This is a genomic window from Fictibacillus nanhaiensis (assembly GCF_036213205.1).
Taxonomy (GTDB): domain Bacteria; phylum Bacillota; class Bacilli; order Bacillales; family Fictibacillaceae; genus Fictibacillus; species Fictibacillus nanhaiensis_E.
The window spans coordinates 79,338-97,956 of the sequence record NZ_JARMFC010000026.1 but is presented as its reverse complement, the minus strand read 5'-3'; the positions used below and the strand labels follow the sequence as shown (position 1 = coordinate 97,956).

At 37.7% G+C, this 18,619-nt stretch carries 17 protein-coding genes; 6 read left to right on the top strand and 11 right to left on the bottom strand.

What is annotated here, in order from left to right:
• Positions 1 to 10: 10 nt before the first annotated feature.
• Together P4V41_RS19740 and P4V41_RS19735 are read right to left on the bottom strand one after the other, a co-directional pair.
• Positions 11 to 841, bottom strand: a complete 831-nt coding sequence (locus P4V41_RS19740) for a PHP domain-containing protein (RefSeq protein ID WP_328086834.1) — start codon at positions 839 to 841, stop codon at positions 11 to 13.
• Between the two features lie 44 nt (positions 842 to 885).
• Positions 886 to 1,725 carry a sulfurtransferase gene (locus tag P4V41_RS19735; RefSeq protein WP_328086833.1) on the bottom strand — a complete coding sequence of 280 codons (840 nt, stop codon included), beginning with the start codon at positions 1,723 to 1,725 and terminating at the stop codon, positions 886 to 888.
• A 93-nt stretch (positions 1,726 to 1,818) separates the two neighbouring features.
• Between P4V41_RS19735 and zwf the strand changes: the two genes are divergently transcribed.
• Positions 1,819 to 3,321 carry a glucose-6-phosphate dehydrogenase gene (zwf, locus tag P4V41_RS19730; protein WP_328086832.1) on the top strand — a complete coding sequence of 501 codons (1,503 nt, stop codon included), beginning with the start codon at positions 1,819 to 1,821 and terminating at the stop codon, positions 3,319 to 3,321.
• Positions 3,322 to 3,324: 3 nt separating this feature from the next.
• Positions 3,325 to 3,936: a cyclase family protein gene (locus tag P4V41_RS19725; protein ID WP_328086831.1), complete on the top strand. Its 612-nt coding sequence runs from the start codon at positions 3,325 to 3,327 to the stop codon at positions 3,934 to 3,936.
• Positions 3,937 to 3,992: 56 nt separating this feature from the next.
• On the opposite strand, the gene P4V41_RS19720 is transcribed toward P4V41_RS19725, so the two are convergent.
• Complete coding sequence (locus P4V41_RS19720; protein WP_328086830.1) at positions 3,993 to 5,252, bottom strand: MFS transporter; 1,260 nt, start codon at positions 5,250 to 5,252, stop codon at positions 3,993 to 3,995.
• A 161-nt stretch (positions 5,253 to 5,413) separates the two neighbouring features.
• Here P4V41_RS19720 and P4V41_RS19715 point away from each other — a divergent pair, with 161 nt between their 5' ends.
• Positions 5,414 to 6,571 carry an aminotransferase A gene (locus P4V41_RS19715; RefSeq protein WP_328086829.1) on the top strand — a complete coding sequence of 386 codons (1,158 nt, stop codon included), beginning with the start codon at positions 5,414 to 5,416 and terminating at the stop codon, positions 6,569 to 6,571.
• Between the two features lie 129 nt (positions 6,572 to 6,700).
• Complete coding sequence (locus P4V41_RS19710; protein ID WP_328086828.1) at positions 6,701 to 8,155, top strand: UDP-N-acetylmuramoyl-L-alanyl-D-glutamate--2,6-diaminopimelate ligase; 1,455 nt, start codon at positions 6,701 to 6,703, stop codon at positions 8,153 to 8,155.
• Between the two features lie 57 nt (positions 8,156 to 8,212).
• Here P4V41_RS19710 and P4V41_RS19705 read toward each other — a convergent pair whose 3' ends face one another.
• The 4 genes from P4V41_RS19705 to P4V41_RS19690 form a co-directional block, all read right to left on the bottom strand.
• Entirely contained in the window at positions 8,213 to 11,734 is a 3,522-nt protein-coding gene (locus P4V41_RS19705; protein ID WP_328086827.1) for a dynamin family protein, read from the bottom strand.
• A 100-nt stretch (positions 11,735 to 11,834) separates the two neighbouring features.
• Positions 11,835 to 12,383, bottom strand: a complete 549-nt coding sequence (locus P4V41_RS19700) for a GNAT family N-acetyltransferase (protein ID WP_328086826.1) — start codon at positions 12,381 to 12,383, stop codon at positions 11,835 to 11,837.
• A 62-nt stretch (positions 12,384 to 12,445) separates the two neighbouring features.
• On the bottom strand, positions 12,446 to 12,946 hold the full coding sequence (locus tag P4V41_RS19695; protein WP_328086825.1) for a metallophosphoesterase family protein: 501 nt from the start codon (positions 12,944 to 12,946) through the stop codon (positions 12,446 to 12,448).
• Between the two features lie 148 nt (positions 12,947 to 13,094).
• Positions 13,095 to 14,633, bottom strand: coding sequence for a DEAD/DEAH box helicase (locus P4V41_RS19690; protein ID WP_328086824.1), 1,539 nt, complete (start codon positions 14,631 to 14,633; stop codon positions 13,095 to 13,097).
• A gap of 471 nt (positions 14,634 to 15,104) precedes the next feature.
• Between P4V41_RS19690 and P4V41_RS19685 the strand changes: the two genes are divergently transcribed.
• Positions 15,105 to 16,517 (top strand): Na+/H+ antiporter NhaC family protein, encoded by a 1,413-nt coding sequence (locus tag P4V41_RS19685; RefSeq protein ID WP_197191097.1) that lies wholly within the window; start codon positions 15,105 to 15,107, stop codon positions 16,515 to 16,517.
• 10 nt (positions 16,518 to 16,527) lie between these two features.
• On the opposite strand, the gene P4V41_RS19680 is transcribed toward P4V41_RS19685, so the two are convergent.
• Positions 16,528 to 17,154, bottom strand: a complete 627-nt coding sequence (locus P4V41_RS19680) for a uracil-DNA glycosylase family protein (protein ID WP_328086823.1) — start codon at positions 17,152 to 17,154, stop codon at positions 16,528 to 16,530.
• 99 nt (positions 17,155 to 17,253) lie between these two features.
• Between P4V41_RS19680 and P4V41_RS19675 the strand changes: the two genes are divergently transcribed.
• Complete coding sequence (locus P4V41_RS19675) at positions 17,254 to 17,547, top strand: hypothetical protein (RefSeq protein WP_328086822.1); 294 nt, start codon at positions 17,254 to 17,256, stop codon at positions 17,545 to 17,547.
• A gap of 1 nt (position 17,548) precedes the next feature.
• Here the strand turns inward: P4V41_RS19675 and P4V41_RS19670 are convergent, their stop codons facing one another.
• The 3 genes from P4V41_RS19670 to tlp all read right to left on the bottom strand — a co-directional run bounded on the left by P4V41_RS19670 (position 17,549) and on the right by tlp (position 18,590).
• Entirely contained in the window at positions 17,549 to 17,845 is a 297-nt protein-coding gene (locus P4V41_RS19670; protein ID WP_137789564.1) for a hypothetical protein, read from the bottom strand.
• Positions 17,845 to 18,267: a thioesterase family protein gene (locus tag P4V41_RS19665; protein WP_328086821.1), complete on the bottom strand. Its 423-nt coding sequence runs from the start codon at positions 18,265 to 18,267 to the stop codon at positions 17,845 to 17,847. Before P4V41_RS19665 ends, P4V41_RS19670 begins: the two co-directional genes overlap by 1 nt.
• Before the next feature lie 86 nt (positions 18,268 to 18,353).
• Complete coding sequence (tlp, locus tag P4V41_RS19660; RefSeq protein WP_328086820.1) at positions 18,354 to 18,590, bottom strand: small acid-soluble spore protein Tlp; 237 nt, start codon at positions 18,588 to 18,590, stop codon at positions 18,354 to 18,356.
• Positions 18,591 to 18,619 lie beyond the last annotated feature (29 nt).

The window sequence follows — 18,619 nt, the reverse complement described above, 5'->3', positions numbered from 1 at the left end:
TTGGCAAGCATTATTTACTTAAACTTCTCAAAACATCTATCGTGCTGATGGGGACAGAGCAGCTTCCAAGATCTCCATGAAAAACTTCTCCGTTACGGAATCCATGAAAATCACTACCTGCCGTTTTTATTAAGGAGTGTTCATCTGCTAATTCTTCATAAAAAGCCACCTGATTCCTCGAATGGTCAGGGTGATTATACTCAAGTCCAATCAAACCATTCTCACTTAAGATTGAGATGAGTTCATCTACTCCATAAATGCCCGGATGAGCTAGTACAGGTACTCCCTTGGCTTTCTTGATCAATTGAATCGCTTCTATTGGAGAGATTCGTTCTGTTGAAGCGTAAGCAGCTTTTCCTTTACCTAAATATTTTTCAAAAGCTTCAGGTAGTGAATTTACGATTCCTTTTTCCATTAAAATCTCTGCAATGTGCCCTCTTCCTACATTTCCTTTGCCATGTCTTTTCGCTTCTAACTCAGATTCCATTACAGGGATTCCAAGGTGGTTCAAATTTTCAAGGATCATCTTATTTCTTTTATCTCTGACTGAAGTAAGGCTACTTAATGCATTTAAAAAGATTTCATCTTCATAATCTATAAAATAGCCTAAAACATGGATATCTTGACCTTTGTATAAAGTACTTATCTCGATACCTGGAATACAAGAAAAACCTTCATGCTTTTTAGCTTCTAGCATCGCTTCATGAATCCCATTGACTGTATCATGATCTGTGATCGCAATCGCGCCTAGACCTTTTTCAACCGCTCGCCTAATGTTCTGAGCAGGAGTAAAGGTACCGTCAGATGCTGTGGTATGGGTATGTAAATCGCACTGTTTCATATTTTTGTCTCCTAACAACGTCTTAAATTACGGTACATGAAATTTTATTTAGAAGCTTCGTTTATAATTGGGTTTTCATCATAACTAATCCAATCACTCCAGCTGCCAGCATAAAGGGCTTTATTCATGATTCCTGCTTCATCCATCGCTAGTATATTGACACAGGCTGTTACACCAGAACCGCAATATACAACAACAGTTTTCTTTTCATTCATTGCACTATACTTCATTTCAAGTTCTTGTGGGCTTTTCCATCTACCTGGCTGTTTTATATGACTTTCCCAAGGTATGTTTATGGCACTTGGTATATGTCCTGCCTTATGGTCGATAGGCTCAATCTCTCCTTTATATCGTTTGGGCTCTCTTGCATCTATGATAAGAGTATTCTTATTGTTCATTTCACGTAATACGTCATCTTTCTTCATTAACATTTCATCTCTTACTTTTGGAGTAAAATGGGCAGGAGTTTGAATAGGCATTTTTCTTGAGATGACATATCCTTTTTCTTTATAGTGTGTATAGCCGCTTTGCATGACATAAACGTTATCATGTCCCAAGTATTTCAAGATCCACCAAAGTCTTGCAGCCATACTGCCTGATTGATCATCATAGGCGACGACAATTTTTTCTTGGTCAATACCGCAACGGCTAAAAAATTGTGATAGTATGTTTACGGAAGGTAATGGATGACGACCACCATGGGTTGAAACTGTGCTTGAGAGATGTTGCTCAAGATCAGCATAAATGGCACCTTCGATGTGATCGTTCTTATACAGTTCATATCCCTTCGAGGGTTCAGCTAGTGAGAATCTGCAATCAAAGATCACGATATCAGCACTGTTCACTTTTTGGTTCACCCATTCAGGACTTACGAAATTCGACATATTTGACCTCCTGTTTATGAAGTAGTTCGTTATTTTAACTGCATCTAGGGAAAGCTGTAACTATTAGAAAAGATAGAAAGAAGTGACGTACAGATGATACATAGTATTCCTAACGCATCCATCGTTTTGTTTGGAGCGACTGGTGACCTAGCTCACAGAAAACTCTTCCCCGCTCTTTATCAATTGTATCAAAAGGGACATATGAAAGAGAACTTTTCTGTTGTAGGTGTTTCAAGAAAAGAATTCTCTCACGAAGAGTTTCAAAATGAAGTTATATCTGCTATTCATGAACATTCAAAAGGTGCAGATCAACAAATCGTAGAAAAGTTTGCTTCTCATTTCTATTATCTAAAGATGGATGTAACGAGTGAAGCGAGCTATCATGAGCTTGAAGAACTATTGAACGTACTTGATAGAGATTATCAAACAAACGGAAATCGCCTGTATTATCTTGCGATGGCTCCAAGGTTCTTCGGAACGATCCCTACCTTCTTAAAATCAGAAGGAATCACGAACACAGAGGGCTGGCAAAGAATCGTAATCGAAAAACCATTCGGTAACGACTTGCCTTCCGCAACAAAATTAAACGAAGAAATTCAACAAAGTTTTAATGAAAATGATATTTATCGCATCGACCACTATCTTGGAAAAGAGATGGTTCAGAACATACAAGTAATCCGCTTTGGTAATGCCATCTTTGAATCTATCTGGAACAATAAGTATATTGACTCCGTACAGATTACATCGAGTGAAACACTAGGTGTTGAAGATCGAGCAGCATATTATGAAAAATCGGGTGCCCTTCTTGATATGGTACAAAATCATATGCTTCAGATGGTCATGATGGTTGCAATGGAACCTCCTGGTGAATTGAAACCTGAACATATTAGGGATGAGAAAGTTAAAGTTCTTCGATCGCTCCGCTTCTTTAATGAAGAAGAAGTGAAGAAGAATGTCATCCGCGGACAATATTCAGAAGGAACGATGAACGGAAACCAAGTACCTGGGTATTTGAAGGAAGATAATGTTGACCCACAATCTAAAACTGAAACATTTGTAGCAGCTAAGCTATTCATTGATAATTTCCGTTGGACAGGCGTCCCGTTCTATATTCGAACAGGTAAGCGCATGGCTGTAAAATCTACAGAGATCGTCATTCAATTTAAACAAGGTCCGATGGCACTTTATCATGCCAACACAGAAAATTATCAACCTAACTTGTTAAGAATTCATGTTCAACCAGATGAAGGTGTTAGCCTTACACTTAATGCTAAACCAAAAGGTGATACTCCTGATCTCTTACCGATCGATATGACTTACAACAATAATAATACAGCAGAAATGAATTCACCTGAAGCATACGAAAAGCTTCTACACGATTGTCTTCTTGGTAATTCCACTTATTTCACACGCTGGGATGAAGTTGCACTTAGCTGGGATTTTATTGACCGTATCACAAAATCTTGGACAGACGGAACAGGAGCTCCAATTACGAATTATCCATCAGGCAGCATGGGTCCCGTTGAAGCAGAAGAACTTTTGAAAGCTGACGGACATTCCTGGTGGGAACCTACAAAAGTTAGAGAGGAATGTTAGTACATGAAAATATATGATGTATCATTACCGATTTTTGAAGGAATGCCAGTCTATAAAAACAAGCCTGAAAAACAACCAGAGTTCAACACATCACAAAATGGACATGTAACCGAAACACGCATTTCAATGGATGTTCATACAGGAACACATGTTGATGCTCCTCTACACATGGTTCCTGGCGGTGATACGATCGAAACCCTTCCAATTGAAAAACTTGTTCGAAAAGCTAAAGTCATCGATCTTACAAGTTCTTCAGGTTACATTTCGGCTCTAGATCTCGCTGATAAAGATATTCAAAAAGATGATTTTGTCCTATTCAAAACAAAAAATTCATGGGACACAGAATTCAACTTTGAATTTATCTACGTTAACAGCGAGGCAGCTAAAGTATTGGCTGAAATCGGTGTAGCAGGTGTTGGAATCGATGCTTTAGGTGTAGAGAGAGCACAAGAAAATCACCCTACTCATAAACAGCTTTTCCAAAATAACATCATTATTATAGAAGGACTTCAGTTAAAGGACGTTCCTGAAGGTGAATATATAATGGTGGCTGCTCCTCTTAAAATAAGAGGTCTCGATGCCTCACCTGCAAGGATCGTTCTTATAGAACAATAATAAAACAAGGGCTTGCATAGAAATCTAATGCATAGCCCTTGTTTTTTATGACTTATTTATTCTAAAGCTGGCTTTAATTTATGCGTCGGTTTAGGATCTTTCTTTTCCTCGTCTCCCCCACCCTTTTTCTTTTCAGGCTTAATTGCAAAAAATGCAGCTATCGCTCCAACAACACTAACACCAGCGGAAGTGTAGAAAACGATCTCATGTGACTGTTTCATCAATATTGCATAGATGGGTGGTCCGAGCGCTACACCAACAAACCTCATTGAGCTATAGATGGAAGTGATCGTTCCTCTTGCCTCTTTTTCAATTCCTTCTGTAATAAGCGCATCCAAACTCGGCAGTGCAGCACCAATCCCTATACCTGCTACAAATAGAGCACTTAAAAGAAAATAAACGTTCTCTGTAAACGTGATTAAAAAGACTGACCCGCCTAACAGGGCCATTGAGATAAACGTGCACCACTTCATGATAATTTTATTTTGTTTGATTTTTTTTCCTGCAATAAAAGATGAGATCGACAGTGCTAATAATGGAACAGCGATGACTAAACCTTTCATAACTCCTTTTACACCATACTTCTCTTCTAAAATGGTCGATAGATAAAACAAGATTCCGAACAGTACAAACATAATAATGCCACCGATTAAAAAAATCGCGAACAGCCATCTTCCTTCGTTATGAAATATTTGCTTTACGTTTTTTAAATATTCTTTAAAAGGTTGTTGCTCTTGCTCCTTTTTTGGAACTTTGACTAAGAACATGACCAACAGAATTGAAAGAACACAAAAAACAGGGATAAGCCAAAATGGTAAGAACCAAACGATTGTTGCAAGAAATGCCCCAAGGATAGGACTTAATACTTTTCCGATCGTATTGGATGTTTCGATCAATCCTAAACCAGAACTGACTTCCTTTTCATCTTTAAACATATCCCCTACTAATGGCAGGACAACCGGTGCAGCACCTGAAGAGCCAACACCTTGAAAGAACCTTCCGATAAGTATAAAAGTAAACGCATGATCGGATTGCCATGCAGCCCAACCACAGATTAATCCCCCGATTCCGGCAATAAAAAGACTAGGGATGATAATTTTTTTTCGCCCAAAACGGTCAGATAGATATCCAGCGATCGGAATCAACAGGATGGCAACGATCGAATACACCGTAATGATTAAAGAAACTTGAAAAGAGCTGATGTTGAGTTCTTTTCCGATCTCAGGCAAAACGGGTATCAGCATAGAATTCCCCAAAGTCATTACAAGGGGAATGGATGCGAGTGCAAGTAAGTCCCACTTTTTCTTTGCTTCCATATTTTCCTCCAAAACCGTACTATTACATCTTTAGTATTGTAAAAAGTCATAAAACCATACAAGAAAATCCACCCATTGACTCTAGAAAGCAAATAAAGCTACACTAATGGCAACGTTAAATTTGTCAATTGGTGCTATATGTAGAAAGGAAGTTACTTTTTGTGGAACATTTATTAAACAGCAGAGCTAAAGACATTCAAATCTCAGGTATACGTAAATTCTTTAATGTAGTTTCTCAATTCCCTAATGCGATCTCATTAACATTAGGACAACCTGACTTTCCAACTCCTATGCATGTTAAAGAAGCTGCTATAAGAGCGATACATAATAATCAAACGGTATATTCTCATAACGCAGGATACATAGAACTTAGAGAAGCAGCATCTACTTTCCTACAAGAAAAATATGCTCTTACTTATGACCCAGCGTCTGAAATCATTGTAACGGCCGGGGCAAGTGAAGCCATTGATATCACATTGCGAACCATATTGAGCGAGGGCGATGATGTGCTTCTTCCTGCTCCTATCTATCCTGGATATGAACCCGTAATTACTCTTTGCGGTGCGAATACTATCTATATTGATACAACTCAAACAGGATTTAAGGTGACACCCGAACTAATCGAAAAACATATTACAAAAAGGACAAAAGCTATCATCATCCCTTCTCCTTCTAACCCAACAGGTGTTGTTTTGGAGGATTATGAATTACAGGCTCTTGCTCAATACTTCTCAAACAAAGAAATTTTTGTAGTATCTGATGAGATCTATAGTGAATTGAAATACGAGGGTGTACATCGATCGATCGCGAACTATGAAGGCATGCGTGAAAAAACGTTTGTGATCAACGGACTTTCAAAATCACACAGCATGACCGGTTGGAGAATTGGGTTGCTTTTCGGGCCAAGCAATCTCATGCAGCATGTTTTGAAGGTTCATCAATATAATGTCACTTGTGCTTCGACCATCTCTCAGGCAGCTGCTATAGAGGCATTAACGGTCGGCAAAAATGATGCTTTCGATATGCGTAACGCTTATAAAGAACGGTTAGATTATTGTTACGAACGACTACACAAAATGGGATTTACGTTTGAAAAACCGAACGGAGCATTTTATCTCTTTATTTCCATAAAAAAATATGGACTCTCTTCTTATGAGTTTGCGCTAAAACTTTTACAAGAACAAGAAGTTGCTGTTGTACCTGGTGATGCATTTACAGTTATCGGAGAAGGGTATATTCGCATCTCCTATGCATCTTCGATGGAACAGTTAAAAAAAGGCATGGATGGCATAGAAAACCTTATAAATTCCCTTACGTAAACTGCCCTCAAAATGGGCAGTTTTTTCGAATAAGTTAACATAAACATATTACGGTTAATTTAAGATTTCTGAATAAGAACTTGAATTAGTAAAAAAACTAAAATTAATTTATTCAAAGGATGCGTTTTTGTGAAGTTAAAAGCTTTATTAAGCCACTTGTCTATTTCAACTACGATTGAGGATGATCCTGAGATCAAAGGAATTACATCACACTCTAAAAAAGTAAAGCCAGGATACTTATTTTTTGCTATTTCTGGTGTACAAGCTGATGGCCATCAGTACATAAAAGAGGCGTTTGATCATGGTGCAGCTGCTGTAATTGGAGAATATGATGAGAACATTGGTTCCGGTCTATATCTATACGCTCATGATACGAAACGTCTATTAAGTTTGGCCGCTTCTTATTTTTATGAAGAGCCTTATAAAAAGCATAAGATGACAGGCATTACCGGTACGAACGGTAAAACAACTACATCCTTTTTATTACAGCACATCCTTACCAGTCACGGAATGACTTCTGCTCTGTTTGGTACGGTATATCATTATATCAATTCCGAAATTGTGAAGAGTTCACATACTACACCAGATCCTGTTACACTGCAGAAGATGCTCTTAAGAAGCAATGATGATGTAGTTGTTATGGAAGTTAGCTCTCATGGACTTGAACAGAATCGGATTGATGGGATAACCTATGATCAAGCGATCTTTCTAAATTTAACTCATGATCATCTTGATTATCATGGAACGATGGAATCATATTTTCTTTGCAAATCTAAATTATTTTCATACTTAAAAAATAAAGGAACTGCGATAATCTGCAGTGAAGGTGAGTATGGCCAGAGACTACGGAAAGAACTGCGTTCAAAAAACGACCTACAGATTTGGACGTACGGCAAACGAAAGTCTGATGATTTTTATATCGAAGACGTTGGAATAGATTCATTTAATCTTGTGCATGAAACGCTTCAAGTGACCGTTTCATTACCTTTACCTGGAGAATATAACGCCTTGAACACAACAGCTGCGATTGCTGCTGCATTGGATTATGGGATACCAATAACGAACTCCATTGAATATCTAAAAAGTTTCGAAGGAATTCCTGGTCGCTTTGAAGAGATCACCCTTCACAATGGAACAGAAGTTATCGTGGATTATGCACATACCCCTGATGGTGTTTCTCAAGTGCTTGAAGCAGCGAGCAAAAAAGCGGGCAACCGCCCCCTTTATCATGTATTTGGATTTAGAGGAAACAGAGATCTAACAAAACGCACTGACATGATAAGCATCTCTTTAGAATACAGTACTAAAACCATCTTAACGGTGGATGATTTAAACGGAATAGATCGTGATCAACTTCTTCAGGAAACAGAGAAAGCGATCCCCAGATCTTCTCATCAGCCTATGATCATTGGTGATCGCACCGATGCTATATTCTTTGCTTTAAAAGAAGCGCAAGCAAACTCAGTAGTGATCATAACGGGTAAAGGACCAGAAAAGTATAAAGAAACATACAATCATCCTTCAAACTCAGATCTTACTTCTGTAGAGCTGTATCAGTCCTTAAATAAACCTACATTGATATAAATTCATAAAAGAACAGCACCCTCATAAAAGAGCGTGCTGTTTATCAATTTATAGCAGTTATTTTTCAAGCCGTTCAAACTGTGATAAAGAATGATTTAATTCTTGAATTCTTGCTTCAAGATCCCCGGGCTTTTTCAACTCTTCAAAATAGTGAACAATTTGATTTACAATGTATGTCTTCGTTTCTTTCTCTGTGTTGACTAACACATCTTCATAGTGCTGTGAAAGCTTTTTATTGGCTTCTATCAACCAATTCTCCACTTCTTTCTCTATTTCATCTACTAGATGATTTTTCAGCTCAATCGAACCACTTTGTTCAAAAAACTGTTTCGAATTCTTAAAATAGGACAACCACTTTTTAAGTTTCACTTCATCCTTATTCTCAAATTCCATAGAGAAGGATGGTGTTTTGAACAGATCACCAATTTCTTTTCTCTCCTGCAAACTCACACCTTCTTGATCTGCTTTAGAGATCATATGGGCTACTTTATCCTTCATGTCTTTTTGTATCCACTGATCTAATCGTAATGAGCATGCCTTAAATTCTTGATGTAAATCATGTGAGATCTTTGCGTAAAGTTCATCAATACATGAAGTTAAAGCATCCTTAGAACTTTGAACAGCCGCAGGATGAATCGTCTCTTTATAAAAGTCATGATAGCGGATCAATACCCGCTGTTTTATATAATAGAGAAGTTCTTTTTGTTCTTGAATAAATTGTTTTTTTGATATACTAATATAATCCTTACTAAAATCAATTAGCGTGTTTTCCCTCTTTTGAAGACTCTCTAAATACTCGTCTTCTTTCTCCATTCTTGTAACCGTTTCTTTGATCATATTTTCAATAACAGAGCTTGCGTGTGTAACGGAAGATCTTGCACTCTTAATCATTGCGTTTTCTAACTCATGTTCGATGTAATGAGTTAGACTTGAAGAAAATGCATCAAAACCGCTTTCTGCACGCTTACTAGCTATAAGCTCGTTTTTACTAGAAACTGGGAACAATCTTGGATTTCTGATTCCGAAAGTAAGAAGGTTGCTCTTCACATGATGTACAACATCGTTTTTATCTTCTTCTGTTTCTGCTAGATCGGCAGCATTGATCGCAACGAACATCTTATCTGATGAGAAAGTATCTTTGATTCTTCCTAACTGAATCAAAAATTCTCGATCTGCATATGAAAACGCATGGTTAAAGTAAGTAAGATATATGATGATATCTGCATGCTTCATATATTCAAACGCCACTTCAGTATGGCGAGAATGAATAGAGTTCGCTCCTGGTGTATCAACAAGCACAAGACCTTTTTCTGTTAATGGACAGCTGTAAAAGATCGTGATTTTTTTAATGAAACAAGCCCTTGTTTCGTTTGCTGCATACTCTCCAATCTCAGAAATTTCTTTATTTAGTATCTTTCCTAAATGAACCTTCGCCCAATCGTAGCCTGCTTTGTATGAAGTGAGCTTCTTATCTGATGAATTCAGTAAATCGCTCAATTCCTGATCTGTTGTTTTTAATACGGTGTTAAGCTCTTCCTTTAATTCTTCTTCATTCTTCATCTCGATCGTGATCGAACCGTGGTGATGATCACGATCTGGATACCGTATCTCATTAATGGCAGCTGTTGTAGGGTTTGGTGAGGAAGGAAGAATACTTTCACCAAATAAAGCGTTCGCAAACGATGATTTTCCAGCTGAAAACGCACCAAAGAGAACCATCGTAAACGATCGTTTTTCTAGTCTCTCTTGAAGTTCTTCCATCTCAACTGCTAAGTGAGAGAGCCCTCTAAGCGGCTTTAGTATAGATGAGGCTATAGACAGCTTTTCTGTTTCTTTCAAAAGAGAATCTGAGCTTGAATGTAACGTTACGTTAGGATCCTCTTCATATTGATCATTCAAGTTTTCAATAGGTTTTTTACTATACTTCTCCTTAAATGTCTCTATTGATAAAGGCTGATATTCAGCAAGCAACTTTCTTTCAAATTCATCTACAGATCGATCCGTAGATGAATTTCTGTACAGTAATTCTTTAAGTTGATGTTTTTGCTCATCCCAATTTTCTGCGATTTCTTTCTCTTTTTGTAACGATTCCATCTCTTTAACTAGCGTGTTCAACTTTTCCTTTATCTTTGATAACTCAAGATCAACCTTTAAGTTTAAGACTGTTCTAATCGAATGTATACAATCTGTAATCCCATGACGCGCTATTCTTTTGATTTCGTTTGATAGGTTGTTGCAATAGTTTAGTAGACCTTGCCCTTGAGAAGAAAGACCCGGTGTAACAAATGAGTATAACATCTCTTTATCAGCGTTTACCGCTTCCCAATCTCTTAGGTTATGGTCCACCTCTTTTTGAAGAGAGCTTATATAATTTTGTGCATGCCAGTTTATATGTGCATCGATGGACTTCTGCAGATTTTCTAATAAAGCATGTGCTCGATCATTCCGTTCTTGTTCTGTTTTTTGCTTTGAAAAGAAAATTCCTACTTTAAAATCATTCTTTGCCGATTCAATAAACATGCCTGCTCGTTCTCTCGTCTCATATGGCATTAATTGTGCAGAATCTAAAATGTTAACAAGTTGCTCCTTAACATTTTCTTCTTTTTCGATAATTTCCTGTTTTTTCTTAGATAACAGGTTCGATAAATCTTCTTGTTCTTGAGAAAGAGAAGCTAATCTTTGGCTAACCACATCAAGGGTTACGAGTCCTTCTTCTGTGCTTTCTACAAACTCATGTACAAAATGTCGAAGCTGGTTATTCACTTGCTTTAGAAGAAGAGCATCTTTGTTATGTTCAATTCTTTTTATATAAGCCGTAAGAGCAGTTAAGTCATTATGTGGTAGATTTTGCTTTTTAACGCTCGTGAAAAAAATGTGCTCTTTAGGAATACCGAGAGATTGAAAAGATTCGAAAACGTTCTCTTTAAAAGATGAAAACTTTAACTCTTCTTCACGATGCTTATCTATCTGGTTAACGATTAAACGGACATCTTTCCCTCTATGAATCAGTGAAGAGATGAACTCGATGTTCGTCTCAGAGAGTATATGATTATAATCCATAACATAAAAGATCAGATCCGCTAAGTAGACAACGTTTTCTGTGGCTTTCTTATGAAGAGGATCGGTAGAATCAATTCCTGGTGTGTCGTAATAAGCTATATTCTCTGAATTCTCTTCTTCATTTCCGTAATAGATCTCTATTGTCTCGACTAGTTCGGCATCTTTACATAATTCTTTTATCTCATTTACGTCATAAGGATGGTGAAATGTAACCACTTCTTTACTTTTGAGCTGAACAACCGCCTTTTCCTCTCCCTTAACCATTTTGACGACGTTTGCACTTGTAGGAATTGGAGAGGATGGAAGAATTCCTGTTTGAGAAAGTGCATTGATCAAGCTTGATTTTCCTGCAGAAAAATGGCCGCAAAAAGCTATAGCAAACTCTTCCTTCGCTACTTTAAGGAATAGTTTGCTTAATTGGTTTTCTTCTTTTCGATTGTTCATTTTTTGAAATGTTTCATATAAACCGATCAATCTTTGTTTTTCAGTTATCAATAATTCTTTTTCAGTTGACTTCATCGTATCCACCTGTCTTCAATACTATATCACTATCCACTTTACCATATATATGATAGCGATTTCACCATTGATTATCTATTATATTGGAATCCGATTGAGTTTAATTTTGAGTAGACCTAAAAAAGTACGCCATAAAGTATTCATCTTCATACTTACCTTCAATGATAGCTTGATCTTTTTGTTTTCCCTCTATAATAAAGCCCGCATTCTCATAAACCTTTACTGCCTTTTCGTTTCCGGAAAAAACAGTTAGCCATATCTTATGCAGATCATTATTCTCTCCCCATCTTAATGTATGAGCAAGTAGTTCTTTCCCTATACCTAGACCTTGTGCCTCGGGATGGATCCAAGTTCTAAAAACACCGGTGTGCCTTTTCATTTGAAGTTCCCCTTTTAAAACTCGGGCTATACCAACTACTTTTCCGTTTCTTTCTACAGCTGTGTACAAATTACCCTTACGCTTTACATCATTAATAAACTCAACCTCTTCTTCGACTGAATGAGCCTCCTCTTTTTGAAGATATCTACCTGCTTTTACAATCGCCTCTACGTGCAGAGTGATATCTGCTGCATCTTTTTCTTCTACGGGTCTTAATGTGATCTCTTCACCATTCTTTGCTGTAAAGAAGAAGTTGTCCCCATTTGACATGATTTTTATTCCTCCAAGTGTTGTGATTGTATTATTATGTCTTCTTTACAGGTTGTCATTCATCAGGAAAAATAATGATGAGTGAGTATAATGGTTGATTGATCAATCTCAGCAATACCAAACGAGAATTGTTTCTGCCTTCTTTTATCTGTTGGCGAACCGGGATTAAAAAGTATACTATCACCTTTTTCTTCATGAAAAGGAATGTGGGAATGACCGAAAATAATCAGATCAGCTCCATCTCTTTCACATTCCCTGTATGCACGTTCAGGTGTGGATCTTCCCTTACCAAGATGACCATGAACCACTGCAATCTTCACATTCTCAATATCTACAAGTACTTTATCAGGAAGAGTACTACTCCAGCTATCCTGATCTACGTTACCTCGCACTCCATAAACAGGTGCAAACGTTTTTAGTTCTTCGTAAACAGACTTCGCCGTCCAGTCTCCTGCATGAAATATGTAATCGATAGACTTCCTTAAAACTTCTAGAATAGGCTCAGGTAGCACCATTCCTTTTTTCGGCATGTGTGTATCAGAAATGATTAATATTTTTTTCAATCCTATTATTCTCCCTTCATTATGAGCTGTTAGTTTGAAATCAGTGTTTTTTGCTATTGAAATAGAAACATTATATTTTTAATTTAATCATAGCTTTGGTCCAATACAAAAAAAGCAAGGGAAAACTTCTCCCTTGCTTCCTAAAGTCTTATCTGTTTTTGAAATCTTCACGAACACGTTTTTGTGAACGATATGATTGATCACGGCTGCCGCTGCTACTGCGGTTTCCACCATCGCGAGAACCACTGCGCTCGCCTTTAGAGTATCCAGAACGGCGATTATCTCTTCCGCCTCCACCCTCTCTTTTATGGCCTCCTCCAGAACGTCTACGATCAGAGAAACGATTATTAGGACGTCTCTTTTTAACTGAAAGTGGCGGCTCATCTGTAAGATTGATCGGAGTCATATCAGGTTCTTTTGTAAGAAGCTTAAGCGCTGCAGCTAAAAGTGTAACAGAATCGTTCTCTTCTAGTAACTCAACTGCTGTTTGCTTATAACCGTTAAAGTTATCTTGCTCAACAACTTCCATCAGCTTTTCAAGCGTGATTTGCTGTTGTCCTTCCATTGCTTCAGATACAGAAGGAATCGCACGTTTTACCATTTTACGCTTTGTAATCTTTTCGATCGTGTATAGGTGATCGATTTCACGAGGCGTGATAAATGTTAATGCATAACCTGTTTTTCCTGCACGGCCAGTACGTCCAATACGGTGAACATAGCTTTCTGGATCTTGAGGAATATCGAAGTTATAAACGTGAGATACACCAGAGATGTCCAGCCCACGAGCAGCTACGTCAGTTGCAACAAGAACTTCGATCGTGTTGTTTTTAAACGCACGTAACACTTTGTCACGTTTTGCTTGCGGAAGGTCACCGTGAATCCCTTCAGCGGAATAACCGCGTTTGCTTAAAGCTTCAGATAATTCATCTACACGACGCTTCGTACGTCCGAAAACGATCGCAAGCTCTGGAGAGTGAATATCCATGAAACGGCATAGCGCATCAAACTTTTGACGTTCTTTTACTTCAACATATTCTTGCTCAATGTTCTTAACTGTCATTTCAGAAGCTTTTACTTTAATAAGTAGAACATCCTTCATGAATTTAGCAGCCAAGTTTTGAATCTGCTTAGGCATTGTTGCAGAGAAAAGCATCGTGTGACGTTCTGAAGGAACGTTTTCTAAAATCTTTTCAATGTCTTCAACGAATCCCATGTTAAGCATTTCATCCGCTTCATCAAGCACAACTGTATGAACGCTATCAAGCTTCAATGTTTTTCTATTGATGTGGTCTTGCACACGTCCTGGTGTACCTACTACGATGTGTGGACCATTTTTTAATGCTTTAATTTGTCGAACAATGGATTGTCCACCATAAATCGGCAATGTTTTAATCCCTTTAAATTGACCGATTTTGTTGAGTTCTTCTGCTACTTGAACAGCTAACTCACGAGTTGGAGCTAATACGATTCCTTGAACGAATCGTGATCTAGTATCCATTTTTTCGATTAGCGGTATACCAAACGCAGCTGTCTTACCAGTCCCTGTTTGTGCCTGGCCAATAAGGTCAGTCCCCTTAAGTGCTGTTGGAATGGTATCACGCTGAATCGGTGTTGCTTCCTCAAATCCCATATTATTAATGGATTGAAGCAACTCAGGACTTAGTCCTAGTTCTTGAAATGTTGTCAATGTTCTATCTCCTTTTCTGTGACGAAAAAGGTTTTACGATAACCTCGTGGATCCGGCATGGTTTGTAATGTTAAGCTGCCGGCCAATTTGTTTTTTCAAAATACATCATGATTTGCACATAAAATAGCATTTCCTTATAACATATTGATGGGAAATGCTTAGCCATGTGAATATGCGTAAAAATTAAACGTTAATAGTTACAAGGCTATCCGTAATTCAAACTTGTTCCGTCCATATATATTCCGTTGTTAAACTTATCACGTAAACCTAATAAATGCAACTCTTTACATTTAGAAGTGGTGTTTAAAGTTTATCACCCCACTCTTTAAACATGTGATGTTTCACTTCGACGCTATTATTCTAACCAATGGGGTTTTAGATGAAACGTCTTTTCTTTTGTTAATAAAGAATAAATTTTAAAAAGCATCACACGCTAACAGTATTATCTCTTGTATGAAAGAAGGACCTCTCATGGATCAAAATTGGGTTTCTGTTATTCCGTTCTTAGTGGTAATCCCTATAGCTATCAAGACTAAACAAGTTCTCCCAGGTTTGATCGCTGGTCTTTTGACCGGCTCATACCTTCTCCACCCTACTCTTGTGGGTGGTTTAGAGAAGATGGTCCAATTTCTAGTCAAAGGGCTTGTAGACCCTAAAAACATAAAAATATTAGTGTTTTTGTATGCTTTTTCCGGACTCATTTCCATGATTAAACTTTCTGGTGGAATCAAAGGCTTTGTAGAAGAAGCTTCTAACAGGATCGAAACAAAAAAAGGAGCTTTGTTGCTTACTTATGTGTCTACGATCGGCACTTTTGCTGCTCCAAGTTTTCGTTTCGTCACGATTGCTCCTATCATGAGAGCTCTTTTAAAAAAGGTAAAGATGTCTACCCAAGAGCTCGGCTTTGTCATTGAAACAACAGCAACTCCCATCATTGTGTTGATACCAATCGCTACCGCTTTTGTTGGATATATGACTTCTATTGTAGATATCTCGTTGAAAAACGAAAACATTAACGCAGATCCATACTCTCTTTTTATACAAAGCATCCCGTTTAATTTTTTCTCTTTTGTCATGATCATCGTAGGGGTATACCTCAGCTTCTTTCACCATTCAAAATCTACAGAAGAAACAGATCCGAAAGATGTTGGAGAAAGTGAAGAGGACGACTGGCATAGTTGTGATCCTGCCGTTAATAGAGAACTTCCGAACAAACCATTGAACTTACTCATTCCGCTCATCTTAGTTGTCTTCCTTACTCTATTGTTAACGTGGTGGGATGGTTACAAAAAAACGAAAGGTAGTTTTTTTGAGGCTTTCATTTCAGCAGATGTTATGGATGCAATGCTGATCGCTCTGTTGTTTACAACAATATTCACGTTTCTTTTTCTACGATTTCAGAAAATGAAAACGGGTGATCTGTTGAATGGATTTATTTTCGGTGGCAACGAATTAATGAGTGTTATCGTGCTGTTAGCTGTTGTTTGGGGCTTATCGTCTGTTACTGAAGAACTTGGTTTCTCTGCTTTTGTAACACGATACGCAGGATGGATCCCTGGATCAGTCATCGTCCCATTGCTGTTTATCTTCGGTTGTGCCGTCTCCTATTTTATCGGATCTGCATGGGGTACGTGGGGAATATTAATGCCTCTAGGTGTATCAATGGCAGGAGTGGCAGATGTTTCTCTGCCGCTTGTGATTGGAGCGGTCTTTGCAAGTGGGACATTCGGAGCATTCGCTTCACCGTTAAGTGATGATACGAATACGATTGCCCGTATTTTAAACCTATCAGTTATCACCTATGCACGATACAAGTTAAAACCTGCACTAATTGCTGCTGGCATAACAGCTGTACTATACGGAGCAACTGTATTCTTCATTTGAACCTCCTGATTTAGGAGGTTCTTTTTTTTACTTCTTGTCTTACTTTATCTATCACTTCTTGATAGCGATCTCGAGACCATGAATGATAAGAAGGATGTGGTACACCTTCTATAATGGTTAACCTGTCTTTATTAGACAGTTTGTTAACGTATTTTTCTGCAAATCTTCCGCATGGAACGATGACCGTGTTTTCTTTAAGCAGTGAGGTTAACCTACTTTCGAATTGGTTTAATAGCAATCGATCAAATGTAGCTCTCGCTTCGTCTTTATATACTTTTACCGAACTCGTTCTTACTGCTTCAGCAACTTTAATCTCATCTCTATATCTGTTGACAAAAGTATGATCGGGAAATGCAGCACCTTGCAAAGGAAACGGACAAACATTTACGATTCCAAATACCGTCTTCTTTTTTTCGTCTATGTACTGTTTTAACACCTTTCCCATCGGAGGACAATCTTCGACTGCAAATAATTCTTTTGCCATCGATCTGCCTGAGAGACCGGCCAAAGGTACTCCAAATTTGATTTCCTCTTTATGAGGCGATTCTAAAATAAATATTATATTCGTATGTTCAGAAATTAAATCTTGAACACGATATCGTTCTGATGCTTCTTCAAAAAATGAATGAATGTCCACCAAATCTGCCTCCTTCAATCGTAAATAATTGTGCTTTCTTTATTCGTATGCCACAATATCATCATTACTTTAAAGACATTCTTAAGGAGTGAATATACTTTGAAAATCATTATAAATGAAGATACTGCAAATCATGTGATCAATGACCTACAAGCATCCTCGGACGATTCTATCCGTTTTTTCGTTCGCCTTGGAGGATGCAGCACGGTTCAAGACGGCTTTTCATTAGGACTTACAAAGGATACACCAAAACATCCTGCTGCTGAAATCGTTGTAGAGAATCATAAATTCTTCATCGAGCAAGAAGATGAATGGTTCTTTGACGGAAACGATCTTACGGTTTCCATTACGGATGGAGAAATTAAATACGATTTTAACGAGAACAAAAATTAGACTATATGAACTTTTGAAGTTCCTGAATTCTTCCTTCTCTTTTCATGATCTCTACTTGCTTATCCCCGATAAGGTCAAAATGGGGGTAAGCATCTCGTTCATGAATCCACTCTTCCTTTAAACCGTATGTTCTTCCCCACTCAGATAATCTTTTCCGATCGTTACAACCTACTTTGGTTACACTCTTTGCTGTTGGAAATCGTGAATCATACCAAAAATGGGTGAGAAATGCGATGTTACCCATCTCTACTTCATCTTTCCATCTTTTTAAGTCAGCACGCTTTATTCCGAAAGCCATTATTCTGCTGAGCTCATTTCTACGTAGGCTTCATGCCAATCAGGAAAATATTTTTTAATCGAGATCGGTCTAAAATTTTCTTTTTTTACACAAACATGAGTGGATTCCCCAGTAACACATAACTCATTTTGATCATTAAAGATTTCATAATAATAAACAACCTTGATTCCTGAATATTCTTTGACTGCAGTCTTAATATGGGCTACCTGTCCATATGTTAGTGGTTTTTTATAAGAAGCTTGAATGTCTGTTACAGGAGAAAGGATTCCTTCTCTTTCCATGTCGGCATATTTAAACCCTAAATGTTCGATCAGCTTTGTTCGTCCAATTTCAAACCAAACTAGATAGTTCGCATGATATACGACACCCATCTGATCTGTTTCTGCATATCTAACATCTACACTACTCTCAACAAATTTCATATATGAACTGTTTCCCTTCTTGTTGTCTTTTCTTAACACTTTATTAGAAAATGAAAAAAAAGACCAGCAATATGCCGGTCCTTCTCTTATTGAAGGTCGTTGCCTTCTCTATAAGCTTTTTCTTCTTGAATCTCGTTTTGAAACTGCTCGATGGATTCTTGTCTATGTTGATTCTTTTCTTTGATCTGCTCTTTTTGGCTAGCTGTTAGTTCCGTGTTAGCCGCAGTCTCGTTAGCTTCTGAAATGTTCTGTTCTGTGTTTTGAACCATTTGCTCTAAACGTTCTACATTGTTGCTACGATCGTCTCGGTTTGGTTTATTCATGATGATTCTCCTTTACAAAAAGTTAGTAC